Origin of the sequence: Pseudomonas sp. TCU-HL1, assembly GCF_001708505.1 — a bacterium.
Classification (GTDB): domain Bacteria; phylum Pseudomonadota; class Gammaproteobacteria; order Pseudomonadales; family Pseudomonadaceae; genus Metapseudomonas.
Map to the genome: position 1 here is coordinate 5,300,819 of NZ_CP015992.1, position 24,332 is coordinate 5,325,150.

23 protein-coding genes and 2 tRNA genes are annotated in these 24,332 nt (G+C 61.4%); 5 read left to right on the plus strand and 20 right to left on the minus strand.

From position 1 onward, the window contains the following. The first annotated feature begins 1 nt into the window (after nucleotide 1). From THL1_RS24345 to THL1_RS24360, 4 genes are all read left to right on the plus strand, one after another. On the plus strand, nucleotides 2-292 hold the full coding sequence (locus tag THL1_RS24345) for a DUF2845 domain-containing protein (protein WP_069085637.1): 291 nt from the start codon (nucleotides 2-4) through the stop codon (nucleotides 290-292). A gap of 56 nt (nucleotides 293-348) precedes the next feature. Beyond that, the gene (locus tag THL1_RS24350; protein WP_069085638.1) at nucleotides 349-654 is read left to right on the plus strand and encodes a DUF2845 domain-containing protein; all 306 of its coding nucleotides are present in this window, start codon (nucleotides 349-351) and stop codon (nucleotides 652-654) included. Between the two features lie 63 nt (nucleotides 655-717). After that, nucleotides 718-1,008: a DUF2845 domain-containing protein gene (locus THL1_RS24355; protein WP_069085639.1), complete on the plus strand. Its 291-nt coding sequence runs from the start codon at nucleotides 718-720 to the stop codon at nucleotides 1,006-1,008. 10 nt (nucleotides 1,009-1,018) lie between these two features. Continuing rightward, nucleotides 1,019-2,473: a rhomboid family intramembrane serine protease gene (locus THL1_RS24360; RefSeq protein WP_069085640.1), complete on the plus strand. Its 1,455-nt coding sequence runs from the start codon at nucleotides 1,019-1,021 to the stop codon at nucleotides 2,471-2,473. Nucleotides 2,474-2,553: 80 nt separating this feature from the next. Here THL1_RS24360 and THL1_RS24365 read toward each other — a convergent pair whose 3' ends face one another. The 17 genes from THL1_RS24365 to rlmE all read right to left on the minus strand — a co-directional run bounded on the left by THL1_RS24365 (nucleotide 2,554) and on the right by rlmE (nucleotide 19,787). Then, nucleotides 2,554-2,913, minus strand: coding sequence for a BON domain-containing protein (locus THL1_RS24365; protein WP_069085641.1), 360 nt, complete (start codon nucleotides 2,911-2,913; stop codon nucleotides 2,554-2,556). Between the two features lie 207 nt (nucleotides 2,914-3,120). Next, nucleotides 3,121-4,539 (minus strand): hypothetical protein, encoded by a 1,419-nt coding sequence (locus THL1_RS24370; RefSeq protein WP_069085642.1) that lies wholly within the window; start codon nucleotides 4,537-4,539, stop codon nucleotides 3,121-3,123. 89 nt (nucleotides 4,540-4,628) lie between these two features. Next, complete coding sequence (gene pnp / locus THL1_RS24375) at nucleotides 4,629-6,737, minus strand: polyribonucleotide nucleotidyltransferase (protein WP_069085643.1); 2,109 nt, start codon at nucleotides 6,735-6,737, stop codon at nucleotides 4,629-4,631. 152 nt (nucleotides 6,738-6,889) lie between these two features. After that, the gene (rpsO, locus tag THL1_RS24380) at nucleotides 6,890-7,159 is read right to left on the minus strand and encodes a 30S ribosomal protein S15 (RefSeq protein ID WP_016494768.1); all 270 of its coding nucleotides are present in this window, start codon (nucleotides 7,157-7,159) and stop codon (nucleotides 6,890-6,892) included. A 93-nt stretch (nucleotides 7,160-7,252) separates the two neighbouring features. Beyond that, entirely contained in the window at nucleotides 7,253-8,170 is a 918-nt protein-coding gene (truB, locus tag THL1_RS24385; RefSeq protein WP_069085644.1) for a tRNA pseudouridine(55) synthase TruB, read from the minus strand. Nucleotides 8,171-8,174: 4 nt separating this feature from the next. Continuing rightward, complete coding sequence (gene rbfA, locus THL1_RS24390) at nucleotides 8,175-8,564, minus strand: 30S ribosome-binding factor RbfA (protein ID WP_069085645.1); 390 nt, start codon at nucleotides 8,562-8,564, stop codon at nucleotides 8,175-8,177. Nucleotides 8,565-8,657: 93 nt separating this feature from the next. Continuing rightward, on the minus strand, nucleotides 8,658-11,204 hold the full coding sequence (infB, locus tag THL1_RS24395) for a translation initiation factor IF-2 (RefSeq protein ID WP_069085646.1): 2,547 nt from the start codon (nucleotides 11,202-11,204) through the stop codon (nucleotides 8,658-8,660). Nucleotides 11,205-11,230: 26 nt separating this feature from the next. Beyond that, nucleotides 11,231-12,712: a transcription termination factor NusA gene (nusA, locus tag THL1_RS24400; protein ID WP_069085647.1), complete on the minus strand. Its 1,482-nt coding sequence runs from the start codon at nucleotides 12,710-12,712 to the stop codon at nucleotides 11,231-11,233. Between the two features lie 47 nt (nucleotides 12,713-12,759). Next, nucleotides 12,760-13,218, minus strand: a complete 459-nt coding sequence (gene rimP / locus THL1_RS24405) for a ribosome maturation factor RimP (protein WP_028630011.1) — start codon at nucleotides 13,216-13,218, stop codon at nucleotides 12,760-12,762. 130 nt (nucleotides 13,219-13,348) lie between these two features. Continuing rightward, nucleotides 13,349-13,425 (minus strand) — tRNA-Met (locus THL1_RS24410). Between the two features lie 97 nt (nucleotides 13,426-13,522). Then, nucleotides 13,523-13,608 (minus strand) — tRNA-Leu (locus THL1_RS24415). Nucleotides 13,609-13,618: 10 nt separating this feature from the next. Further along, nucleotides 13,619-14,002: a preprotein translocase subunit SecG gene (gene secG, locus THL1_RS24420; protein WP_069085648.1), complete on the minus strand. Its 384-nt coding sequence runs from the start codon at nucleotides 14,000-14,002 to the stop codon at nucleotides 13,619-13,621. A gap of 4 nt (nucleotides 14,003-14,006) precedes the next feature. Then, on the minus strand, nucleotides 14,007-14,762 hold the full coding sequence (gene tpiA / locus THL1_RS24425) for a triose-phosphate isomerase (RefSeq protein ID WP_069085649.1): 756 nt from the start codon (nucleotides 14,760-14,762) through the stop codon (nucleotides 14,007-14,009). A gap of 65 nt (nucleotides 14,763-14,827) precedes the next feature. Further along, nucleotides 14,828-16,168, minus strand: a complete 1,341-nt coding sequence (gene glmM / locus THL1_RS24430; RefSeq protein ID WP_069085650.1) for a phosphoglucosamine mutase — start codon at nucleotides 16,166-16,168, stop codon at nucleotides 14,828-14,830. Nucleotides 16,169-16,186: 18 nt separating this feature from the next. Then, nucleotides 16,187-17,038: a dihydropteroate synthase gene (folP, locus tag THL1_RS24435; protein WP_069085651.1), complete on the minus strand. Its 852-nt coding sequence runs from the start codon at nucleotides 17,036-17,038 to the stop codon at nucleotides 16,187-16,189. Nucleotides 17,039-17,047: 9 nt separating this feature from the next. Continuing rightward, entirely contained in the window at nucleotides 17,048-18,964 is a 1,917-nt protein-coding gene (gene ftsH / locus THL1_RS24440; RefSeq protein ID WP_069085652.1) for an ATP-dependent zinc metalloprotease FtsH, read from the minus strand. Between the two features lie 199 nt (nucleotides 18,965-19,163). Then, nucleotides 19,164-19,787, minus strand: a complete 624-nt coding sequence (gene rlmE / locus THL1_RS24445; RefSeq protein WP_069085653.1) for a 23S rRNA (uridine(2552)-2'-O)-methyltransferase RlmE — start codon at nucleotides 19,785-19,787, stop codon at nucleotides 19,164-19,166. A gap of 76 nt (nucleotides 19,788-19,863) precedes the next feature. Between rlmE and THL1_RS24450 the strand changes: the two genes are divergently transcribed. Beyond that, nucleotides 19,864-20,178, plus strand: a complete 315-nt coding sequence (locus tag THL1_RS24450) for a YhbY family RNA-binding protein (protein WP_069085654.1) — start codon at nucleotides 19,864-19,866, stop codon at nucleotides 20,176-20,178. A gap of 22 nt (nucleotides 20,179-20,200) precedes the next feature. Here THL1_RS24450 and THL1_RS24455 read toward each other — a convergent pair whose 3' ends face one another. From THL1_RS24455 to carB, 3 genes are read right to left on the minus strand one after another with little or no spacing between them, the layout of a single operon-like run. After that, entirely contained in the window at nucleotides 20,201-20,647 is a 447-nt protein-coding gene (locus tag THL1_RS24455) for a DUF4149 domain-containing protein (RefSeq protein ID WP_069085655.1), read from the minus strand. After that, a complete protein-coding gene (greA, locus tag THL1_RS24460) occupies nucleotides 20,625-21,101 on the minus strand; it encodes a transcription elongation factor GreA (protein ID WP_069085656.1) in 477 nt (158 codons plus the stop codon). Before greA ends, THL1_RS24455 begins: the two co-directional genes overlap by 23 nt. Next, nucleotides 21,098-24,319: a carbamoyl-phosphate synthase large subunit gene (carB, locus tag THL1_RS24465; RefSeq protein WP_069085657.1), complete on the minus strand. Its 3,222-nt coding sequence runs from the start codon at nucleotides 24,317-24,319 to the stop codon at nucleotides 21,098-21,100. The genes greA and carB overlap by 4 nt, the downstream gene beginning before the upstream one ends. Nucleotides 24,320-24,332 lie beyond the last annotated feature (13 nt).

The window sequence follows — 24,332 nt, forward strand, 5'->3', positions numbered from 1 at the left end:
CATGCGCATGCTGCCGTTCGCCCTGCTCGCGCTCACCCTGGCCACCCCGGCCGGGGCCGAGACCCTGCGCTGCGGCAGCAAGCTGATCAGCATTGGTGACCGGACCTTCGAAGTCCTGCAGAAGTGCGGCGAACCGGTGCACCGCGATCAGGTCGGCTATACCCTGGGCTCCTACGACCGCCGCGAGTTCACGGTCGAGGAATGGGTGTACGGACCCAACAACGGCATGCTCAGCATCCTCACTTTCGAAGGCAATCGGCTGGTACGCATCGAAACCCGGCGCAGCCGCTGACGCCCCGGAACGCCCGGTGTAGGCTGTAGCCTTCTCCCCGCACTTCGGAATCCCCCGTGAAACTCCGCGCGTTCCTATGCCTGTTCCTGCTCCTGGGTCTGGTCGATGCCCAGGCTTCCTCGACCCTGCGCTGCAACAGCAACCTGATCAGCCTCGATGACACCACCAGTGAAGTGCTGGACAAGTGCGGAGAGCCAGTGAGTCGCGCCGATCTGGGCTACAAGGAAGTGGTCGACGAGTACTACCGGCGCAACGAAGTGCGCGTCGAGGAATGGGTCTACGGCCCGCGCAACGGCATGTACCAGTTCCTCCGTTTCGAGGGCAATCGACTGCGCAATATCGACAGCAAACGCGGCAACTGACAGCTTCTCGGGCGGAATGCTAGGCTCTGCGCCTTGTATACCCCCGGACAGGATGCCCGCCCCATGAAAGCCCTTGCTTGCGCCTTCGCAGCCTCCCTTCTCCTGGCCTCCCAGGCCAATGCCAGCACCTTCCGCTGTGAAAGCAAGCTGGTCAGCCTGGGGGACCGCAGTGTCGAAGTGCAGCGCAAGTGCGGTGACCCCGCCTCCCGCGACTTCATCGGCTACTCGGAAACCGCCAGCGGCCGCCAGGAGATGCAGGTAGAAGAATGGGTCTACGGCCCCACCAACGGCATGTATCACTACCTGAGATTCGTGGGCGGCCGCCTCAGCGAAATCGACAGCAAGCGCAACTGAGCCGCTGGCCATGATCATCCTGCCTGCCGATCAACCCCTGGACTGGCGACGCCCGCCCGTCATCACCCTGCTGCTGATCCTGCTCAACACCCTGATCTACATCGTCTACCAGGGTGGCGACCAGGTGCGGGTCGAGGAGGCCCGGCAGTTTTATCTGGATGGCGGCCTGCTCAACCGCGAGCGCGCGCTGTTCATCGATCATCGTGCCGAACGCGAGAAGTACGATGCCGACCACCGTCGCGCACTCGACGGCCTGCGCCGCCAGGACCTGGCAACGATCATTCTCCATGACCTCGAATTCGAAGACTGGCTGCACCGTTCACCGGCCTACCAGGCCGATCCCGCCTGGCAGCAGGCGCGGCAGAAGGCTGAAGAAGCGCGGGACAGGATCAGCGCCCAACGCTTCGGCTTCATCCCCAACAAGTTCAGCGTCCAGGGGCTGTTCGGCGCCATGTTCCTGCATGGCAGCTTCGACCACCTGCTGGGCAACATGGTGTTCCTGTTCATCTGCGGCTTTGCCCTGGAGGCGGCCCTGGGGCGCTGGGTCTACCTCGGCCTCTATCTGGCCAGCGGCCTCGCCTCGCACCTGCTCTGGTGGGCACTGGACCCGGTCTGGGTGTCTGGCGTCGGCGCCTCGGGAGCGGTTTCCGGCCTGATGGGCATGACCATCGGTGTCTATGGCCTGCGCAAGATCAAGTTCTTCTACTGGCTTGGCCCGCTGATTGGCTACTTCAAGGCACCCGCCCTGTGGATATTCCCCGCGTGGCTCGGCAAAGAGCTGTATGGCGTCCTGCTGGCCGATGATCACGTCAACTACTACGCCCACCTGGGTGGGCTCGCCTTCGGTTTCCTCGCCACATGGCTACTGCATCGGGTGGGCTTCATCAAGGTCGACAAGGCCTACCTGAACAAAGAAGACCCCGACGCTCCCTTCAAACGTGAACTAGCAGCCCTGGACCAATTGATAGGTCGTTTCACCCTCGATCAGGCCGCTCCGCGCGGGCTCGACCTGCTGCAACGCTATCCTGGCCGGCTGGAGCTGTTGGAGCGATGCTATCCACTGGCCAAAAGCCGGCAGGACAAAGCCCTGCTGGGCGCGGTTTTGAAACAGTTGTTCAGCCTGCCGGAACAGACCGCATCACTTCCTCTGCTGCAGAAGCTCGCCGATGATGTCGCCGACCCGCAGCAACGGCTGCTGCAGCATCCGGCCGTGCTCCTGCACCTGCTGCAGCGCTTGCTCAAGGCCGGTGACAGCCCCCGTGCCCTGGCACCCTGGCGCCGTCTCTGCCAGACGAACCCTTTGCCGCCACAGCTCCCCGGATTGACCCTGCAGCTGGCCAAGCAATTGGGACAGCGCCAGGATCTGCGCGGGGTCGGCGAACTCCTTCAGTACCTGCGCCGGGCCTTCCCCGAGGCGGAGCAAACCCGCCAACTGGCGCTTTACCAGCAGCACCTGGCACGCTGACAAAGAAAAGCCCAGCGAATGCGGGTAATGCTTTCTCCTCTGCGCGACCGGGCCTCACCAGAGAGGCCCGGCCCGGGGGTTCACTCAGAGGACTTCAGGCCGTCGGCAGAAACCGCGTTAACGCCCTTGATGTTCTTGGCGGTTTCGATGGCCAGGTCACGCTCGGCATCGGTCTTCACCACGCCGGACAGTGCAACCACGCCCTTGTTGGTTTCGACCTTGATGTCCATGCCGCTGAGGTTCTTGTCAGCCAGGAAGGTGGATTTGACCTTGCTGGTGATCCAGGTGTCCGAGACAGCCTCTTCGGCCTTCTGAACGGTGTTGCTGGCGGCCAGCATGGGGTGTCCGCTGGTTTCTGCGTAGGCGCCAGTAGCGAACGGCAGGCTGATGGCGGCGGCAGTGACAGCGGCAAAGGTCCACTGGGTGAAAGACTGTTTCATGAGGTGGTTCTCCTCTCTACTTCGGAACATCTGCAGCAAGCTCCTGGCTGCAGGCTCACAAGGAATGGGGCAAGGCCTGTGCCAGCTTTTAGAAGAATGAAAAAACACCGGAAATCAGATAGTTAGCCGCAGAAAAACACCACCGTTTACGTGCAGTCTGCAAGTTCGCCCGCCGGCTCCCTTGCAGACTGCACGATGAAATCGCGCTCAACGGCCGGCGTCGCTCAACTTGGCGATGGTTCCCTCCAGCGCCGCGACCTGGTCCAGCAGTGGCGAAGCCGGGTATCGGGCGCGGATGTAGGCCAGCAGCTTCCGCGCCGAATCCAGCTGACCAAGGCCCTCGGTAAAACCGCGGGCGGCCAGCAGGTAGGCGCGGGGAATGTGGGGGTAGTCGGGGAAGCGCTGGTGCAGGTTGCGCAGCAGGCTCAGGGCTTCACGCACCTTGTGGCGATCCAGCAGGGCGGCAGCCACCTGCTCGCAGACCAGCGCTTCAGCCGGCAGAAAGTCGTCCTTGAACTGACGGGCATTGAGCAACGCGGTAGCGGCCAGAGCGGGGGTCTGGCGCGCGGCCAGCGGCAGGTAGTGATCCACGTGGCGCAGGCAACGCTCGCGAGCCCCCAGACCGAACAGCAATTGGTGGTAACGCTCGTTCAAGCGCAGATCATCGGGATCGCGCTGCAACGCGTTGGCGAGGGTTTCCAATGCGCCGTCACTCTGCCCTTCCTTGAGGCGAATCTCGGCTTCGGCCAGCGCCCTGCGGCGACGCCAGTCGTTCTCCGGCAATCCCTGCTGGGTTCCTTCTTCAGCAACGGCGAACCCCAGGGCGCCCTGATACTGGAAGACGGCGTAGCCCATCATGTTGCACATCACCACGCCGAAGTAGCCAAACAGGAAGGTGGCTATCGGTACCAGGACCACCTTGGGCAGGCCCCCGGAAAGCATCCAGGCCACGTAGCTGGGGGACTGCCAGAGGATGAACAGGAACGCACAGAGGATCAGGTAGCGCCAGCCCATGGCCTTGATCACTTCGCCCACCTGGTCAGGGCTGAGCGCCGCCCCCAGTTCCTTGCTCAGTGCCAGGCGAATGATGCTGGCGGGCAGCAACAGGACGATGGCGATGTTCACGCCCCAGAAGATCGTCTCGCTGTGGAAGTCCGCCGCCAGCCAGAGCGCGCCGAAGGCGATGATGAAAATCAGCATCTGCTTGAAGAACAGCGAGAGACCCTCGCCAGTAAAGGCGCTGACCAGGCCAGGTGCCTCCCGTGCGCCTTCACTGCTCGCTTCGATCACGCTGTGGAAGTACTTGGTGGCCACACTGAGCAGGGCGACCCAGAGAATCAGCGAGCGCGGCATGAACAGGCCGGCCAGGGCGAGCAGCGCGCAGAAGGCCAGCGGGTTGGCCTGCAGGCCATAGGCAAAGAACCGTGGTAAACGTTCCCAGAACGGTTGGGCGGTATTGGCCGCGCCAAGGAAGGTCAACTCGGAGCGGCACAGCGGACAGACCGGGCTGTCGTCCGGGGCGTCCGAGTTGAGCGGGATACAACAATCGCCAAAGTAGCGCTGGCACGGCACGCACTGCCAGGTCGAGGGTTGGGCGGGGTGGTACTGGCAGAGCGTCTTGTCCATGACTGTTCCAGGCACGATGGCGGTTCGCCATTGTCCAGGCAAAAAAAGAGGGCCCGCAAGGGGCCCTCTCTTTCATCGACTGGCGATTATCAGACGCCCGAAGCCTCGGCGGCTTCTACGTCCTTCATCGACAGCTTGATGCGGCCGCGGTTGTCCACGTCCAGAACCAGGACTTTGACTTCCTGGCCTTCCTGCAGCACGTCGGTGACCTTGTCGATGCGCTTGTCGCTGATCTGCGAGATGTGCACCAGACCATCCTTGCCCGGCAGGATGTTGACGAAGGCGCCGAAGTCGACGATGCGCTCGACCTTGCCCACGTATACCTTGCCGATTTCGGCTTCAGCGGTGATGCCCAGGACGCGCTGACGTGCAGCCTCGGCAGCTTCCTTGGTCTCGCCGAAGATCTTCACGCTGCCATCGTCTTCGATGTCGATGGAGGCCTTGGTCTCTTCGCAGATCGAGCGGATGGTGGCGCCGCCCTTGCCAATGACGTCGCGAATCTTATCGGTGTCGATCTTCATCGCGATCATGGTCGGAGCGTTGGCCGACAGCTCGCTACGGGACTGGGCGATGATCTGGTTCATCTGGCCAAGGATGTTCAGGCGCGCTTCCAGAGCCTGCTCCAGGGCGATTTCCATGATCTCTTCGGTGATGCCGTTGATCTTGATGTCCATCTGCAGCGCGGTCACACCCTTGGCGGTACCGGCTACCTTGAAGTCCATGTCGCCCAGGTGGTCTTCGTCACCCAGGATGTCAGTCAGGACGGCGAACTTGTCACCTTCCTTGACCAGGCCCATGGCGATACCAGCAACCGGCGCCTTCATCGGCACACCAGCGTCCATCAGGGCCAACGAGGCGCCGCAGACGGAAGCCATGGAGCTGGAACCGTTGGACTCGGTGATCTCCGACACAACGCGGATGGTGTAGGGGAACTCGTCGCCTTTCGGCAGCATGGCGGAAACGCCACGACGGGCCAGGCGACCGTGGCCGATTTCGCGGCGACCGGCGCTGCCCATACGGCCGCACTCACCCACCGAGTAGGGCGGGAAGTTGTAGTGCAGCATGAAGGCGTCCTTGCGCTCGCCTTCCAGGGTGTCCAGCAGCTGGGCGTCACGGGCGGTGCCGAGGGTGGCAACGACCAGGGCCTGGGTTTCGCCACGGGTGAACAGGGCGGAACCGTGGGTCTTGTCCAGCACGCCGACTTCGACCTTCAGCGGACGGACGGTACGGGTGTCACGGCCGTCGATACGCGGCTTGCCGTTAACAATGTTTTCGCGAACGGTGCGGTATTCCAGCAGACCGAAGGCGTCTTTCACTTCACCAGCCGGGAACTGACCTTCTTCCTCGCCAACGAAGCGGGCGATGACCTGGTCACGCAGCTCGTCCAGGCGGTTGTAGCGGTCCTGCTTGATGGTGATGGTGTAAGCCTGGGAGATGGCCTCGCCGAACTCGGCCTTGATAGCGCTGAGCAGAGCGGTGTTCTCGGCAGGCGCGCTCCAGTTCCAGCTCGGCTTGCCAGCTTCGGCAGCGAATTCCTTGACCGCATTGATCACGGACTGGAATTCCTGGTGGGCGAACAGAACGCCACCCAGCATCTGATCTTCGGTCAGCTCTTGAGCTTCGGATTCAACCATCAGCACGGCGTCTTCGGTACCGGCAACGACCATGTCCAGGGCGGAGGCTTTCAGCTGCTCGTAGTTCGGGTTCAGCAGGTAGCCGGTTTCTTCGTGGTAGGCCACGCGAGCGGCGCCGATCGGGCCATTGAACGGGATGCCGGAAATGGCCAGGGCGGCAGAGGTACCGATCATGGCAGCGATGTCCGGATCGGTCTTCTTGTTGGTGGATACCACGGTGCAGATGACCTGAACTTCGTTCAGGAAACCTTCCGGGAACAGCGGGCGGATCGGACGGTCGATCAGGCGCGAGGTCAGGGTTTCCTTCTCGGAAGGACGGCCTTCACGCTTGAAGAAGCCACCGGGGATGCGTCCGGCTGCGTAGGTTTTCTCCTGGTAGTGAACGGACAGCGGGAAGAAACCCTTGCCTGGGTCGGCCTGCTTGGCGCCAACCACGGTCACCAGTACGGTGACGTCTTCGTCCATGGTGACCAGAACGGCACCGGAAGCTTGACGGGCGATACGGCCAGTCTCGAGGGTAACGGTCGATTGACCGAACTGGAACTTCTTGATTACCGGGTTCACGGTGTTTTCCTTCTCTGTGTTGCCTTGGGGGAAATCGTGGGAGTGGCGGGAGTCGGACCCGAATCAATCCCTGAAAAAGCTTGAAGCCGGAAAGCCGAAAGCTGGAACGATGTCCAGCTTCCGGTTTCCAGCTTCAAGCGCGTCTGTGTCGCTTAGCGACGCAGACCCAGACGACCGATCAGGGCGCTGTAACGAGAGGTGTCCTTACCCTTCAGGTAGTCCAGCAGCTTGCGGCGCTGGTTAACCATGCGGATCAGACCACGACGGGAGTGGTGATCTTTACCGTTGGCCTTGAAGTGATCCTGCAGCTTGTTGATGTTGGCGGTCAGCAGGGCAACCTGCACTTCCGGAGAACCGGTATCGCCTTCAGCTTGCTTGTACTCGTTAACGATCTGGGCTTTTTCAGTAACGCTCAGTGCCATGATGGGCTTCCTCTGAGGTAATAGGCCGGGACCTTCGCCCCGCGTTCAAAAGAGAGGAGTGACCGTGCCTATTAACAGCCACCCTCGGATCGGTCATTCCGACCGAATCAGTCGACGCGGCGCTACGCGCCCGTCATCGCTCACTTCACCGATACCGATGAAGCGACCGGTGTGATCCTGTACTCGCATCATTCCGAACTTCGGCGCTTCCGGAGCCCGCACCGGCTGGCCGTGAAGCCAGTAGTAGGCGCTGTGCTCAGTCAGCTGAATCAGCGGCCAGTGCTCCAGGCCACTGTCGACCGGCAGGAGGAACTGGTCCAATGCCTCATTGCCGCCTTCGGCATGGGCCTTCTCCAGGGCTTCCAGGCTGATGGCCTGGGCCAGTGCGAAGGGGCCCGCCTGGGTCCGGCGCAGCTCCGCGACGTGCGCCCCACATCCCAGGACCTGACCGAGATCCTCGACCAGAGTGCGGATATAGGTGCCTTTGCTGCAGGCTACGGCCAATCTTGCCTGGCTGTTTTCACAGGCCAGCAATTCCAGGCGCGCAATAGTAACAGAACGCGCCTCACGCTCCACTACTTCACCAGCGCGCGCCAGCTTGTAGAGCGGTTGGCCATCCTTCTTCAGTGCCGAGTACATCGGCGGTATCTGTTTGATTTCGCCACGAAAACGCGGCAGCTGCGCCTCGATTTCCTCACGACCAACGGTCACTTCGCGACGCTCCAGCACCTCGCCCTCGGCGTCGCCGGTGGTGGTGGTGACACCCAACTGGGCCAGGGTTTCGTATCCCTTGTCGGCATCCAGCAGGTACTGGGAGAACTTGGTCGCCTCGCCAAAGCACAACGGCAGAACGCCTGTCGCCAGCGGATCGAGGCTGCCGGTGTGCCCCGCCTTCTCGGCATTGAGCAACCAGCGGACCTTCTGCAGCGCAGCGTTGGAGCTCATGCCGCGAGGCTTGTCGAGAATCAGCACGCCGCTGACATTGCGGCGAATACGTTTTACCTGGGCCACGCCATCACTCTCCGTCGCTGCCCGGGTGCTTGCGGTCTTCCGCAACCGCGCGCTCGATCAGCGCAGACAGCTCGGCACCCCGGCGAATACTGGCGTCGTAATGGAAATGCAGTTGCGGAACGCTGCGCAGCTTCATCGCCTTGCCCAGCTGCATACGCAGGAAACCGGCGGCATCCTGGAGGATGTCGAGGTTCAGTTTGACCTTCTCGACATTGTCGTCCTGGCCCATCACGGTGATGAACACCTTGGCGTGGGACAGGTCACGGCTCACATCGACCGCGGTGATGGTCACCAGACCCAGGCGCGGGTCCTTGATTTCACGCTGGATCAGCAGCGCCAGTTCGCGCTGCATCTGGTCGCCGATGCGCTGGGTACGGCTGTATTCTTTAGCCATTTCGTTTCACTCATGAACGCTAAAAGCCGAAAGCCAGGAGTGGAAAGCGATGGCTTCCAACTCCTGGCTCCCGGCTTGTGGCTAGCGCGGCACTTACAGCGTGCGCGCCACCTGGACCTTCTCGAAGACTTCGATCTTGTCGCCGACTTTGACGTCGTTGTAGCTCTTCACGCCGATACCGCACTCCATGCCGGCACGCACCTCGGACACGTCGTCCTTGAAGCGGCGCAGGGATTCCAGTTCGCCTTCGAAGATCACCACGTCGTCGCGCAGTACGCGGATCGGACGGTTGCGGTGTACCAGACCCTCGGTAACCATGCAGCCAGCGACCGCGCCGAACTTCGGCGAGCGGAACACGTCACGCACCTCGGCGATACCCAGGATGTTCTCCCGGACTTCGCTGCCCAGCATGCCGGACAGTGCTTTCTTAACGTCTTCGATGATGTCGTAGATGATGTTGTAGTAGCGCAGGTCCAGACCTTCCTGCTCGACGATCTTGCGCGCACCGGCATCGGCACGCACGTTGAAGCCGAACAGCACGGCGTTGGACGCCAGCGCCAGGTTGGCGTCGCTCTCGGTGATACCACCTACGCCGCCACCAACAACACGTACCTGGACTTCTTCGTTGCCGATGTCGGACAGGGCGCCCTGCAGGGCCTCGAGAGAACCACGCACATCGGACTTGAGCACGATGTTGAGGGTCTTCTTCTCGTCCTGGCCCATGCTTTCGAAGATGTTCTCCAGCTTCGAGGACTGCTGGCGAGCCAGCTTGACTTCGCGGAACTTGCCTTGACGGAACAGCGCGACTTCGCGGGCCTTCTTCTCGTCGGCAACCACGGTCAGGTCGTCACCGGCGTCCGGCGTACCGTCCAGGCCAAGGATCTCGACCGGGATCGACGGACCGGCTTCTTTCACCGGCTTGCCATTCTCGTCAAGCATGGCGCGAACGCGACCATAGTTGACGCCGCAGAGAACCATGTCGCCCTGACGCAGGGTACCGTCCTGTACCAGCACGGTAGCCACCGGGCCACGGCCCTTGTCCAGGCGGGATTCGACCACTACGCCACGGCCAGGGGCCGACGGAGTTGCGGTGAGTTCCAGTACTTCGGCCTGCAGCAGCACGGCCTCAAGCAGATCTTCAACACCGGTACCGGCCTTGGCCGACACAGGTACGAACTGGGTATCGCCGCCCCACTCTTCCGGAATCACATCCAGCGCGGCCAGGCCATTCTTGATGTTGTCCGGGTTGGCTTCGGGCTTGTCCATCTTGTTGACCGCAACCACGATCGGCACGCCGGCCGCTTTCGCGTGCTGCACGGCTTCGATGGTCTGCGGCATCACGCCGTCGTCAGCCGCCACCACCAGGATGACGATGTCGGTGGCCTTGGCACCACGGGCACGCATCGCGGTAAACGCGGCGTGGCCGGGGGTGTCGAGGAAGGTCACCATGCCGCGATCGGTTTCAACGTGGTAGGCACCGATGTGCTGGGTGATGCCGCCGGCTTCACCGCTGGCCACCTTGGTTCGGCGGATGTAGTCCAGCAGCGAGGTCTTGCCATGGTCGACGTGACCCATGACGGTCACGACCGGCGCACGCGTCAGAACCTCACCTTCGAACTTCAGGGATTCGGCCAGCTGATCTTCAAGGGCGTTCTCGTTGACCAGCTTGACCTTGTGGCCGAACTCTTCGGCGATCAACTGAGCGGTCTCGCGATCGAGCACCTGGTTGATGGTCACCGGAGTGCCCATCTTGAACATGAGCTTGACGACTTCGGCGCCCTTGACTGCCATCTGTGCGGCCAGTTCGGCCACGGTGATGGTCTCGCCAATGCTGACTTCACGCACGATAGGTCCTGTTGGGCTCTGGAACCCATGTTGGTTACGCTTTTTCAGCTTGGACTTGCCGCCACGCCCACCACGACGACCGAAGGAATCGCTTTCCTCTTCGGTGCTGCGCGGGGCAACGCGGGGAGCCGGAGCCTTTTCCTTTTCCTTGAGCGAAGGACGGTGCTGCGCGTGCTTGCGGTCGCGGCGATCATCTTCGTCGCGAGCGCGCTCAGGACGCGGCGCTTCCTTCTTGCGATCTGCGGCAGCTGCAGCTGCAGCCGGCGCAGCAGCACCGGCCTGAGCGGCTACCGGGGCACTTGCAGGAGCGGCTACAGGCTCGGCGGCCGCAACCGGGGCGTCGGCCCTGGCAGGCTCAACCGCCTCCTTCGCACGCGCATCCGCTTCGCGACGGGCAGCCTCTTCGGCGCGCTGACGCGCCTCTTCCTCGGCCTTCAGGCGAGCGGCTTCTTCCGTTGCGCGCTGCTCCTCGAGCTCACGCTGACGCTCAGCCTCGATCTCGTCGGGGCTGCGCTTGACGTAAGTCTTCTTCTTACGGACTTCAACGTTGATCGTCTTGCTGCCAGCAACCCTCAACGTGGTAGTGGTCTTGCGCTGCAGGGTAATCTTGCGCGGCTCTTCCAAGCGTTCGCCGTGGCTGCTCTTGAGATGGGCCAGCAGAGCCTGTTTCTCGTTGTCAGTCACAACTTGCTCGGAGCTGGTGTGCGGCAATCCCGCCTCGCGCATCTGCAGCAGCAGGCGCTCCACCGGTGTATCGACCACTTGGGCCAGTTCTTTCACCGTGACTTGCGTCATGCACTTCTCTCCTCAGGCCGCGAAACTTACTCGAACCAATGGGCTCGGGCGGCCATGATCAGCTTGCCGGCACGCTCTTCGTCCATGCCGTCGATGTCGAGCAGGTCGTCAATCGACTGCTCGGCCAGGTCTTCGCGGTTAATAACGCCACGTACAGCGAGTTCAACAGCCAGGTCCTTGTCCATGCCTTCAAGGGAAAGCAGGTCTTCGGCAGGCTGGGCATCCGCCAGTTTCTCTTCGGTCGCGATAGCCTTAGTCAGCAGGCGGTCCTTCGCACGCGCACGCAGCTCGTTGACGATTTCCTCGTCGAAACCATCGATGCTGAGCATTTCTTCCATAGGCACGTAGGCGATTTCTTCCAGGCTGGTGAAGCCTTCTTCTACCAGTACCTGAGCCAGCTCTTCGTCCACTTCCAGTTCTTCGACGAAAGCACGCAGGATGTCGCCGGTTTCGGCTTGCTGCTTGGCCTGGATGTCCGCTTCGGTCATCACATTCAGGGTCCAGCCAGTCAGCTGACTGGCCAGACGCACGTTCTGGCCGCCACGGCCGATGGCCTGGGCCAGGTTGTCCTCGGCAACGGCGATGTCCATTGCATGGGCATCTTCATCGACGATGATCGCCACCACCTCGGCCGGAGCCATGGCGTTGATCACGAACTGCGCGGGGTTGTCGTCCCACAGGACGATATCGACGCGCTCACCGCCCAGTTCGCCGGATACGGCCTGGACGCGGGAACCGCGCATACCGATGCAGGCGCCCTGCGGGTCGATACGCTTGTCCTTCGAACGGACGGCAATCTTGGCGCGGGAACCCGGATCACGGGAGGCAGCCATCACTTCGATCAGCTCTTCGGCGATTTCCGGCACTTCGATGCGGAAAAGCTCGATCAGCATCTGCGGCGCAGTGCGCGACAGGATCAGTTGCGGGCCACGGTTCTCGGTGCGAATTTCCTTCAGCAGGGCGCGTACACGAGCGCCGACGCGGAAGGTTTCACGGGCAATGATGTCTTCGCGGGCCAGCAAAGCTTCGGCGTTGTTGCCCAGGTCAACGATCACGTTGTCACGGGTGACCTTCTTCACGGTGCCGGAAATGATGTCGCCCAGCTTCTCGCGATAGGCTTCCACCACCTGCGCCCGCTCGGCTTCACGCACCTTCTGCACGATGACCTGCTTGGCGGTCTGCGCGGCAATGCGGCCGAACTCGATGGACTCGATCTTCTCTTCGATGATGTCGCCAATCTTGGCGTGCTCATCGCGTTCCTGGGCCTGGTCGAGGGTCAGCTGGATAGCCGGATCCTCGAAATCGTCCTCTTCGACCACAGTCCAGCGACGGAAAGTGTCGTAGATGCCGCTGTGACGATTGATCGCCACGCGCAGGTCGACCTCGTCCTCATAACGCTTCTTGGTAGCGGTGGCCAGGGCCAACTCCAGCGCCTCGAAAATCACGCCAGCCGGTACACCCTTTTCGTTGGATACCGACTCAACAACCAGCAGTACTTCTTTGCTCATCGTACGCCTCGCCTTTCGCAATCCATTGGATCCGCGGGATCCGCGTCTCAGTCAAAACGGGGAATGATGTTGGCCTTGTCGATCAACTCGATCGGCAGGAGGAACTCGCGGTCTTCGATGAGAACCACCACGTCCTGCTCCTCCACCCCGCGGAGAAGCCCCTGGAAATTGCGTCGACCTTCGAACGGAGAACGCAGCTTGATCTTGACCAGTTCACCGGCGTGGGCCGCAAACTGTTCAAGGGTGAACAGCGGACGATCCATGCCTGGCGACGATACTTCGAGGGTATATTCGCTGCTGATCGGGTCCTCGACATCGAGTACACCACTGATCTGCCGGCTGACCTTCTCGCAATCGTCGACCAGAATGCCGTTCTCGTGATCGATATAAATCCGTAGCAGCGAATGCCGCCCTTGAGACAGGAACTCGATGCCCCAGCACTGATAACCGAGCGCTTCGACTACCGGGGCCAACAAGGCCTGCAACTGTTCTAGCTTGCTCGACACCTGATCGCCTCTCGCATGCTGTGCAAATAAAAAATGGGCGAAACGCCCATCCCTTCAAACCGCCTGATCTGTGATCGGAGGTCAACTGTCCAGCTAGCAAAAAGCCCCTAAAAAGGGGCTTCGCGACTACTGGTTGCGGGGGCTGGATTTGAACCAACGACCTTCGGGTTATGAGCCCGACGAGCTACCAGACTGCTCCACCCCGCGTCAAAGCTGGTGCGAGAGTATACGGCCAGCACCTTGCGTGGTCAACCGAACATCCCGCCAAAAAGAAAGCCCGCATTGCTGCGGGCATCTCTTTATATGGTACCGAGGAGGGGACTCGAACCCCTACAGCCTATGGCCACTACCACCTCAAGGTAGCGTGTCTACCAATTCCACCACCTCGGCAAAACTTGCCTTACTTCTGCTCTGGAGCCTGAGGCACATCACTCGACTGAGTGGCCGGCTTCTGCTCTTCAAGCACCGGCACATCGTCAGCTGCCGGTTTTGCTGGCTGAACTTCGAGAGCCGCCGGATCCGGCAGACCTACATTGCTCAGCGCTTCAGCCTTTTCCTTAGCGAAATACGCTAAGCCCAAGCTGGTAATGAAAAAAACCGCGGCGAGTATACCAGTAAAGCGACTCAGAAAGGTAGCAGAACCCTGGCTTCCAAAAACAGTTGCCGAAGCACCCGCACCAAACGAGGCGCCAGCATCCGCGCCTTTACCCTGCTGAACCAGCACCAGACCTACAACGCCCAGAGCAACCAGCAAGTGAACAACAATAACGACAGTTTCCAGCATCTTGTCAGCTTCCTGCGGCGCGACAGATCGCACCGAACTCATCTGCATTCAGGGAGGCACCACCAATGAGCCCCCCATCGATATCCGGCATGCCGAACAAATCAGCCGCACTGGCTGCCTTCACACTGCCGCCGTACAGAATCCGTACACCGCGAGCCACCTCAGCATTCACCGCCGAAAGCTGCGCGCGAATCGCTGCATGAACCTCTTGCGCCTGCTGCGGTGAAGCTGTCAGCCCCGTACCTATCGCCCAAACAGGCTCATAGGCAATTACCGCTTGCGCAAACGCGCCCACACCAAGCCCTTCGATCACGCTTCCCAGCTGACGCCCCACAACCTCAAGCGTCTTGCCAGCCTCGCGCTCCTCACGGGTCTCACCGACACAAAGCACCGGGACCAGACCACAAGACTGAGCAGCAGCGAACTTGCGACTCACGATTTCGTCACTTTCGCCCAGAATCAGGCGACGCTCCGAATGACCAACCAGGACCAGCTTGCAACCCACATCCACCAACTGGCTCGCTGCGATCTCTCCAGTGAGGGCTCCCTGCACTGACTCTACCGCACAATTCTGCGCACCTACGGCAACTGACTTGCCGTCCAGGCCTTGAATGACCTGATTGATGTACAGACAGGGCGGCATTACCGCAACTTCAACACCAGAAGGCAAGGCCAATTGGCGCAAGCCCTTGATCAGCTCTGCGACGCTGGCGCGGGTACCGTGCATTTTCCAGTTACCGGCTACCAGAGGTCGGCGCATGCTTTATCTCGTCGATCAAAGTGGGCGCAGATATTACCCAAGAGATCTTCAACTAGCAAGACAAATCAAGCACATACCTCTTTCACGACCTTCGCCAGCTCCTCGGCATAGCCGCGCACGAGCTTCTCGTCGTCGCCCTCGACCATCACCCGCACCAACGGCTCAGTGCCCGACTTGCGCAGCAGTACCCGACCACGACCGGCCATCTGCTCGGTGACCCGCGCAGAAGCGTCCTTCACCGCCGGATGATTCACCGGATCCACGTCCCCACCGGCATAACGAACATTGATCAGCACTTGCGGGCACTTGCGCATCCCCTGCCGTGCTTCGGCAAGAGACTGACCACTGCGCTGCAGGGCAAGCAACACCTGGAGGGCGGAGACGATCGCGTCGCCCGTGGTCGTGAAATGATTGCAGACGATGTGACCGGAGTTTTCGCCGCCGAGGTTCCAGCCATGGGCCTGCAACTTACTCATCACATAGCGATCGCCGACCTTGGCTCGAACGAACGGAATATCGAGCGCCTTGAACGCCAGCTCCAGGCCCAGGTTACTCATCAGGGTGCCTACCACGCCGCCACTCAACTTGTCGCGACCATGAAGATCCCGGGCGATCAGGTAGATCAGTTCATCGCCATCCACCACGGCGCCGGTATGGTCGACCATCAGCACCCGATCGCCATCACCATCAAAGGCGATGCCAAGGTCCGCATTCTGGGCAACCACGGCTTCCTGCAGGCTACCCATGTGGGTGGAGCCGCAGTCGTCGTTGATGTTGAGGCCGTTGGGCTGCGCCGACAGCACACTCACCTGGGCGCCCAACTCGCGAAACACGCTGGGAGCGACCTTGTAGGTGGCGCCGTGGGCACAATCGACGACCAACTTGAGACCGGCGAAATCGGTATTGATCGGCGTCGTGCTCTTGCAGAACTCGATGTATCGGCCCGCCGCATCGTTGATCCGGGAAACCTTGCCCAGCTGAGCCGAGTCGACCACCGTCATCGGCTGATCCAGCAGCTCCTCGATCATCAGCTCGACTTCATCGGAGAGCTTGGTGCCCTTGCCGGAGAAGAACTTGATGCCGTTGTCGTGATGCGGGTTGTGCGAGGCACTGATGACAATGCCCGCATCAGCCAGGAAGGTACGGGTCAGATAGGCAATAGCCGGAGTCGGCATGGGACCAAGGAGCATGACGTCCGCGCCAGCGGCCAGCAAACCAGCTTCGAGGGCCGACTCGAACATATAGCCGGAAATCCGGGTGTCCTTGCCAATCAGAATGCGGCACTTGCCCTGCTTGCGGAACGCCATGCCCGCAGCCCATCCAAGCTTGAGCATGAAGTCCGGGGTAATCGGGAATTGCCCAACACGCCCGCGAATACCGTCGGTGCCAAAATACTTTCTGCTCATGAAATGCTCCGTGTTTTCTTATTCCGCCGCTTGCACCGCGGCGATCATGCGTACGGCGTCGACGGTTTCCGCCACATCGTGTACGCGCAAGATGCAGGCGCCCTTCGCCACGGCAAGGGCGGCCAGGGCCAGGCCGCCGTACAAGCGCTGATCAACCTCCCGCCCAAGCGTCTGGCCAATCATGCTTTTACGTGAAACCCCGACCAGCAACGGACGTCCCAGCTCGTGCAGGGCTTCCATATGCTTGAACAAGCTCAGATTGTGGGCCAGGGTCTTGGCAAAACCGAACCCCGGGTCCAGGACGATCCTGTCGACAGCCACACCCACGTCGGTACAGGCCTTCATACGCTCAGCGAGAAAGTCGCCCACTTCCCGCACGACGTCCTGATAGCGCGGGTCCTGCTGCATATTGCCGGGCTCTCCCTGCATGTGCATCAGGCACACCGCCAAACCGGTATCAGCCGCGGCATCCAGCGCGCCGTCCCGCCGCAAGGCACGGACATCGTTGATCATTCCAGCCCCCAGACGAGCGCCTTCGCGCATCACGGCTGGAGTAGAAGTATCGAGTGAAATTACAACGTCCAGTTCGCGAGCAATGAGCTCGACGACCGGGGCCACTCGCTCCAGCTCCTCGGTCGGAGAAACCACGCGAGCACCGGGCCGGGTCGACTCGCCCCCGACATCGATCAGGGTCGCCCCTGCGGCCACCATCTCGGCAGCATGCCGCAACGCAGCATCGCGACCGCTGAAACGGCCGCCGTCGGAAAAGGAATCAGGGGTGACGTTGAGGATGCCCATCACTTGCGGCTGGGCCAAATCAAGAACCCGGTTGCCGCAAGGCAACCGGGTCTGGTACTGCACTGACTTCATCAACAGGCCTTAGTGTTCGCCAGCTGGCCCGCCAATGGGGGTTTCAGGGCGCCTGGCGTCCTCACGCGGGGCCGGCGTGCCGGAGGAAGTACCCGAACCACCCTGCCAGTCCTTGGGCTCGCGAGCGACGCGGCCTGACATGATGTCATCGATCTGCTCGGAGTCGATGGTTTCGTACTTCATCAAGGCCTCGGCCATCATGTCGAGCTTGTCGCGGTTCTCCACCAGCAGGCTCTTCGCGGTGGAGTAGCACTCGTCGATGATGCGACGCACCTCCTGGTCAATCAGCTTCGCGGTCTCACCAGACAAGTTTGCGTGCTGGGAACCAGCACTGCGACCGAGGAATACTTCACCCTCCTCTTCCGCGTACATCAGCGGCCCGAGCTTTTCGGACAGGCCCCACTTGGTCACCATGTTCCGGGCGATCTGGGTGGCACGCATGATGTCGTTGGAGGCACCCGTGGTGACGCCGTCGAAGCCCAGGGTCATCTCTTCGGCGATACGGCCGCCGAACAGCGAGCAGATCTGACTGGTCAGCGCACGCTTGGACAGGCTGTAACGGTCTTCCTCAGGCAGGAACATGGTCACGCCGAGGGCGCGGCCGCGAGGAATGATCGACACCTTGTAGACCGGATCATGCTCAGGCACCAGCCGACCAACGATGGCATGGCCAGCCTCGTGGAACGCGGTGTTGAGCTTCTCTTTCTCGGACATGACCATGGACTTGCGCTCGGCGCCCATCATGATCTTGTCCTTCGCCAACTCGAACTCTTTCATTTCCACCACGCGCTTGTTGACGCGAGCGGCGAAGAGCGAAGCCTCGTTGACCAGGTTTGCCAGGTCGGCACCGGAGAAGCCCGGGGTACCCCGCGCGATGACCGCGGCATCGACGTCGTCACCCATCGGCACCTTGCGCATGTGCACCTTGAGGATCTGTTCGCGACCACGGATGTCCGGCAGACCGACCACCACCTGACGGTCGAAGCGGCCCGGACGCAGCAGGGCCGGGTCCAGAACGTCAGGACGGTTGGTAGCGGCGATGACGATGATGCCGTCATTCATTTCGAAGCCGTCCATCTCCACCAGCAACTGGTTGAGGGTTTGCTCGCGCTCGTCATGACCGCCGCCCAGGCCGGCACCACGATGGCGACCCACGGCGTCGATCTCGTCAATGAAGATGATGCAGGGCGCGTGCTTCTTCGCCTGATCGAACATGTCGCGGACGCGGGATGCACCCACACCGACGAACATTTCAACGAAGTCGGAACCGGAGATGGTGAAGAACGGCACTTTGGCTTCGCCAGCGATGGCCTTGGCCAGCAGAGTCTTGCCGGTACCGGGCGGGCCGACCATCAGGACGCCACGCGGGATACGACCCCCCAGGCGCTGGAATTTGCCCGGATCACGGAGGAACTCCACCAGCTCGCTGACCTCTTCCTTGGCCTCATCGCAACCCGCGACGTCGGCGAAGGTGGTCTTGACCTGGTCTTCAGACAGCAGGCGGGCCTTGCTCTTGCCGAAGCTCATCGGGCCACCGCGGCCACCGCCACCGCCCTGCATCTGTCGCATGAAGAACATGAACACGGCAATGATCACCAGGATCGGGAAGCTGGCCACCAGCAGCTGAGTCCAGATGCTCTGCTGCTCAGGCTGTTTGCCCTCGATGATGACGTTGTTATCGATCAGGTCGCCGATCAGGCCACCATCCTGAATTGCCGGACGAACGGTCTTGAAGGGCTCGCCATCGTTGCGCTTGCCGGTAATGACGAAGCCATCCACGGTCACGCGCTCGACCTTGCCTTCTTTAACCTGCTCGATGAATTCCGAGTAGTTAAGGGTCTGCGGTTCGCTCGGGCTGGAGAAATTGTTCATCACCGTGACAAGCACAGCGGCGATGATCAGCCACAGGATCAGATTTTTTGCCATATCGTTCAATTAGCTACCCTCTGGAACGGGCCCCTTCCTGGAGCGCACCCCGCATGACGGCTGGTGATTAACCGGCCTAACTTACTACACAACCCCTGCCCCTGGCAGGCGCCGTCTGTAACCCTTTATGAGGCCTTGCGGTCTCCATTCATCCGCCTGCCTCTTTGCAAGGGACCGACAAGTCAGGTCCCAATGCAGTCTATTCCCCGCGAAAGCCTCGCGCGAGCAAGTATTGCTCACGAGAGCGATCACGCGACGAAAGCGGCTTGCGCATCTGAACCCTGTCGAACTTCTCACGCACTTGCTTGTGGTAGACGTCGAAGCCTTCGCCCTGGAATATCTTGATCAAAAAATCGCCCCCCGGGCGCAGCGCACGCCCTGCGAGGTCAAGTGCCAACTCGCAGAGATACATGGCCCGCGGCTGGTCGGAAGCCCTCACCCCACTCATATTGGGGGCCATATCGGAAATCACAAGGTCTACCGGTTTCACCCCAATCGCTTCGAGGATGCGCGAGAAGACTGCATCATCCGTAAAGTCGCCCTGAATGAAGGTCACATCGGGGATGCTGTCCATTTCCAGGATGTCGGACGCTATTAGCCGGCCGCGGTCGCCGATCACCCGGCTGGTGACCTGGGACCAGCCGCCCGGCGCAGCGCCAAGATCGACCACCGTCATGCCAGGCCGCAAGATACGGTCCTTCTCCTGGATTTCGAGCAGCTTGTAGCTGGCACGGGAACGATAACCTTCCTTCTGCGCCATTTTGACGTAAGGGTCGTCGAAGTGTTCTTTCAGCCAACGCTGGCTACTCTTGGAACGGGCCACGGGATACCTCTTGTTCGGCTGTGCGCCCCGGAATCACTCGGGTAAACTAGCAGCCTTTTTTCGCAGGGGTCTGATTATGGCGCTCTCACAGGAGCACAAGAAGCAATACAAATCTATCGGTCACCATCTGAAACCGGTATTGACGGTGGCAGAAAACGGTCTGACCGAGGGCGTGCTGGCCGAGCTTGAGCGCGCGCTGAACGATCACGAACTGATCAAGGTCCAGTTCCGCATCACCGAACGCGACGATCGCCGCGCCCTGATCGAGGAACTCTGCGCCGCCGGCAACTGCGAGTTGGTCCAGGTCATCGGCAAGATGGCGCTGGTCTATCGTCGCAATCCCAAGCCGAACCGCAACCTGTCCAACATCAGCCGCTTCAGCGGTCTTTGAGTCTCCCGCCAAGGGCGCGCGCTCAGCGCGCCCGCCCCTCAACCAGCTTCGCCGGCATGGGCTGAATGACCAGCAGCAGGCCGCAGAAGGCCAGCGACAAATAGCTGAAGCTCAGCCAGTAAAACGCCTCCGGCCTCCAGAAGCGCACCAGCAGAAACACCGCCGCCAAGGCCAGCACCGCAGCCAGCAACTGCCCACGCCCGTCACGCCAGAAACGCGAAAGCCCCGCAGACTGGACCAGCAGCAGGGCCTGGAGCAATGCACAGAATCCAGCGAACGCCACCAGCAACGGCCGCAGGCTAGCGGCCACTTCCTCCACGAGCATCGGCGCCAGACCTATTCGGTCCAGCGCCGGCAGCATGACGAAGTGCAGCAACCAAAGGCCGCCGACCCAGAAGGTCTGGGCCAGCTGCCAGGCAATGGCGCCGGCCCGAAACGGTGGACGCTCAGACGTGGCGGACTTCGACAATCTCGTACTCGACGATGCCGCTCGGAGTCTTGACCGTCACCACGTCCCCTTCTTCCTTGCCCACCAGGGCGCGGGCGATGGGGGAGCTGACCGACAACTTGCCCTGTTTGATGTCCGCTTCGTCGTCACCCACGATCTGGTAGGTCACGGCCTCGTCGGTTTCGACGTTGGCGATATCCACGGTCACACCGAAGATCACCTTGCCGGTATGGGGCAGCGACGCGACATCGATCACTTGGGCGTTCTGCAAGCGCCCCTCGATGTCCCGAACACGTGCTTCGACCATGCCCTGCTGTTCGCGCGCGGCATGGTATTCGGCGTTTTCTTTCAGGTCGCCCAGTTCACGCGCTTCAGCGATGGCCTGGGTGATCTGCGGACGCATTACGGTTTTCAGGTGTTTCAGTTCGTCTTCCAGGGCTCGAGCGCCCTGGACGGTCATCGGAAATTTGGTCATGCCTTGATTCCTGCATGGAGATCCTGCAGCCGGCGCACGGTCTTCTCGGGACCGAACTTGAGCGCCTCACAGATCGCCTGACCAGCCGCGATTGTGGTGGTGCAGTAGATCTTGTGCTGCAGAGCGTTACGACGGATCGAGTAGGAGTCAGCAATGGACTGACGCCCCTCAGTGGTATTGATGATGAGGGTAACCTCATCGTTCTTGATCATGTCAACGACATGGGGACGGCCTTCCGTCACCTTATTCACTCGACGGACCGGCAGGCCGGCCGCCTCGATCACTTTGGCGGTGCCGGAGGTGGCGACCACTTCGAAGCCCAATTCGATCAGGTCGCGCGCGACCTGGGCCACCATGGGCTTGTCATCTTCACGCACGCTGATGAACACGGTACCCGTGTTCGGCAGGATTTCGCTGGCGCCCAACTGGGCCTTGGAGAAGGCTTCGCCGAAGGTATCGCCGACGCCCATCACCTCACCGGTGGACTTCATTTCCGGGCCGAGGATCGGGTCGACACCCGGGAACTTGGCGAACGGGAAGACCGCTTCCTTGACGCTGAAGAACGGCGGAATGATTTCAGTGGTGAAGCCGATTTCCTTGAGGCTCTTGCCAGCCATTACGCGGGCCGCGACCTTGGCCAGCGACTCGCCGACGCACTTGGAGACGAACGGCACGGTACGGGACGCACGCGGGTTGACCTCGATGACGAAGATATCTTCGCCCTGTACGGCCATCTGCACGTTCATCAGACCGACCACGCCGAGCTCCAGGGCCATTTTCTTGACCTGCTCGCGAATCTCGTCCTGGATGTGTGCCGGCAGGGAATACGGCGGCAGCGAGCACGCGGAGTCACCGGAGTGCACGCCGGCCTGCTCGATGTGCTGCATGATCGCGCCGATTACGACGGTCTCACCGTCACACACCGCATCGATGTCGACTTCGATCGCGCAATTGAGGAAGTGGTCCAGCAGCACCGGGCTGTCGTTGGACACCTTCACCGCCTCGCGCATGTAGCGCTTGAGCTCTTCTTCCTGATAGACGATTTCCATGGCGCGGCCACCCAGCACGTAGGACGGGCGAACCACCAGCGGGTAGCCGATGACCTTGGAGTGAGCCAGGGCCTCGTCTTCGCTGCGCGCGGTGGCGTTGGCCGGCTGGCGCAGGTTCAGGCGCTGGACCATCTGCTGGAAGCGCTCACGGTCTTCAGCGCGGTCGATGGCGTCCGGGCTGGTACCGATGATCGGTACGCCAGCCTCTTCCAGGGCACGGCAGAGTTTCAGCGGGGTCTGGCCGCCGTACTGGACGATCACACCTTTCGGCTGCTCGACGCGGACGATTTCCAGCACGTCCTCCAGGGTCACCGGCTCGAAGTACAGGCGATCGGAGGTGTCGTAGTCGGTGGAAACGGTTTCCGGGTTGCAGTTGACCATGATGGTCTCGTAACCGTCTTCACGCATGGCCAGCGCGGCGTGCACGCAGCAGTAGTCGAACTCGATGCCCTGGCCGATGCGATTGGGGCCGCCGCCAAGGATCATGATCTTCTCGCGGCTCGACGGGTTGGCCTCGCACTCTTCCTCGTAGGTCGAATACATGTAGGCGGTGTCGGTGGCGAATTCGGCCGCGCAGGTGTCAACGCGCTTGAAGACCGGCAGCACCTTCAGCTTGTGACGGTGGTTGCGCAGATTCTTCTCGGTGACGCCGAGCAGCTTGGCCAGGCGGGAGTCGGAGAAGCCCTTGCGCTTGAGCTTGCGCATCAGGTCAGCGTCGATCCCGGAGAGGCCGAGGGTCTTGACCTTCTCTTCGTCCTTGACCAGGTCCTCGATCTGCACCAGGAACCACTCGTCGATACGGGTCAGGTCGAAGACTTCTTCGATGGTCTTGCCGGCGCGGAAGGCGTCAGCCACGTACCAGATACGCTCGGCGCCCGGCACGGTCAGCTCGCGCTTGAGGATGCCTTCGGCTTCCGGATCGTTCAGATCCAGCTTGGGATCGAAGCCGGCAACGCCCACTTCCAGACCACGCAGGGCTTTCTGCACGGACTCTTGGAAGGTACGGCCGATGGCCATGACTTCGCCCACGGATTTCATCTGGGTGGTCAGGCGGGCGTCGGCTTTCGGGAATTTTTCGAAAGCGAAGCGCGGGACTTTGGTTACCACGTAGTCGATGGCCGGTTCGAACGAAGCCGGGGTGCGACCGCCGGTGATGTCGTTCTGCAGCTCGTCGAGGGTGTAGCCGACGGCCAGCTTGGCGGCGATCTTGGCGATCGGGAAGCCGGTGGCCTTGGAGGCCAGGGCCGAGGAACGCGATACGCGCGGGTTCATCTCGATTACGACCATGCGGCCGGTGTTCGGGCAGATGCCGAACTGCACGTTGGAACCGCCGGTTTCCACGCCGATCTCACGCAGCACCGCCAGGGAGGCGTTGCGCAGGATCTGGTATTCCTTGTCGGTCAGGGTCTGCGCCGGGGCCACGGTGATGGAGTCGCCAGTGTGCACGCCCATCGGGTCAAAGTTCTCGATGGAGCAGACGATGATGCAGTTGTCCTTCTTGTCGCGGACCACCTCCATCTCGTATTCCTTCCAGCCGATCAGCGACTCGTCGATCAGCAACTCGCTGGTTGGCGACAGGTCCAGGCCACGAGCGCAGATCTCTTCGAACTCTTCACGGTTGTAAGCGATGCCACCACCGGTGCCGCCCATGGTGAAGGAGGGACGGATGATGCAGGGGAAGCCGACCTTCTCCAGCACGCCGTAGGCTTCTTCCATGCTGTGGGCGATACCCGAAACCGGGCAGGCCAGGCCGATGTCCTTCATGGCCCGATCGAAGCGCGAGCGGTCTTCAGCCTTGTCGATGGTGTCGGCATTGGCGCCGATCATTTCCACACCGAACTTCGCCAGCACGCCATGGCGCTCCAGATCCAGCGCGCAGTTCAGCGCGGTCTGGCCACCCATGGTGGGCAGCAGGGCGTCAGGACGCTCTTTCTCGATGATCTTGGCGACAGTCGCCCACTTGATCGGCTCGATGTAAGTGGCGTCGGCCATGGCCGGGTCGGTCATGATGGTGGCCGGGTTGGAGTTCACCAGGATGACGCGGAAGCCTTCTTCCTTCAGGGCCTTGCAGGCCTGAGCGCCGGAATAGTCGAACTCGCAGGCCTGGCCGATCACGATGGGGCCGGCACCGAGGATCAGGATGCTCTTGATGTCTGTACGCTTGGGCATGGGACTCTCGTTG

Coding starts and splice junctions, on each gene's coding strand:
- THL1_RS24345 (WP_069085637.1), top strand. CDS start 2: ATGCGCATGCTGCCGTTCGCCCTGCTCGCGCTCACCCTGGCCACCCCG.
- THL1_RS24355 (WP_069085639.1), top strand. CDS start 718: ATGAAAGCCCTTGCTTGCGCCTTCGCAGCCTCCCTTCTCCTGGCCTCC.
- THL1_RS24360 (WP_069085640.1), top strand. CDS start 1,019: ATGATCATCCTGCCTGCCGATCAACCCCTGGACTGGCGACGCCCGCCC.
- THL1_RS24365 (WP_069085641.1), bottom strand. CDS start 2,913: ATGAAACAGTCTTTCACCCAGTGGACCTTTGCCGCTGTCACTGCCGCC.
- THL1_RS24370 (WP_069085642.1), bottom strand. CDS start 4,539: ATGGACAAGACGCTCTGCCAGTACCACCCCGCCCAACCCTCGACCTGG.
- rpsO (WP_016494768.1), bottom strand. CDS start 7,159: ATGGCACTGAGCGTTACTGAAAAAGCCCAGATCGTTAACGAGTACAAG.
- rbfA (WP_069085645.1), bottom strand. CDS start 8,564: ATGGCTAAAGAATACAGCCGTACCCAGCGCATCGGCGACCAGATGCAG.
- infB (WP_069085646.1), bottom strand. CDS start 11,204: ATGACGCAAGTCACGGTGAAAGAACTGGCCCAAGTGGTCGATACACCG.
- nusA (WP_069085647.1), bottom strand. CDS start 12,712: ATGAGCAAAGAAGTACTGCTGGTTGTTGAGTCGGTATCCAACGAAAAG.
- secG (WP_069085648.1), bottom strand. CDS start 14,002: ATGCTGGAAACTGTCGTTATTGTTGTTCACTTGCTGGTTGCTCTGGGC.
- tpiA (WP_069085649.1), bottom strand. CDS start 14,762: ATGCGCCGACCTCTGGTAGCCGGTAACTGGAAAATGCACGGTACCCGC.
- glmM (WP_069085650.1), bottom strand. CDS start 16,168: ATGAGCAGAAAGTATTTTGGCACCGACGGTATTCGCGGGCGTGTTGGG.
- folP (WP_069085651.1), bottom strand. CDS start 17,038: ATGAAGTCAGTGCAGTACCAGACCCGGTTGCCTTGCGGCAACCGGGTT.
- ftsH (WP_069085652.1), bottom strand. CDS start 18,964: ATGGCAAAAAATCTGATCCTGTGGCTGATCATCGCCGCTGTGCTTGTC.
- THL1_RS24450 (WP_069085654.1), top strand. CDS start 19,864: ATGGCGCTCTCACAGGAGCACAAGAAGCAATACAAATCTATCGGTCAC.
- greA (WP_069085656.1), bottom strand. CDS start 21,101: ATGACCAAATTTCCGATGACCGTCCAGGGCGCTCGAGCCCTGGAAGAC.
- carB (WP_069085657.1), bottom strand. CDS start 24,319: ATGCCCAAGCGTACAGACATCAAGAGCATCCTGATCCTCGGTGCCGGC.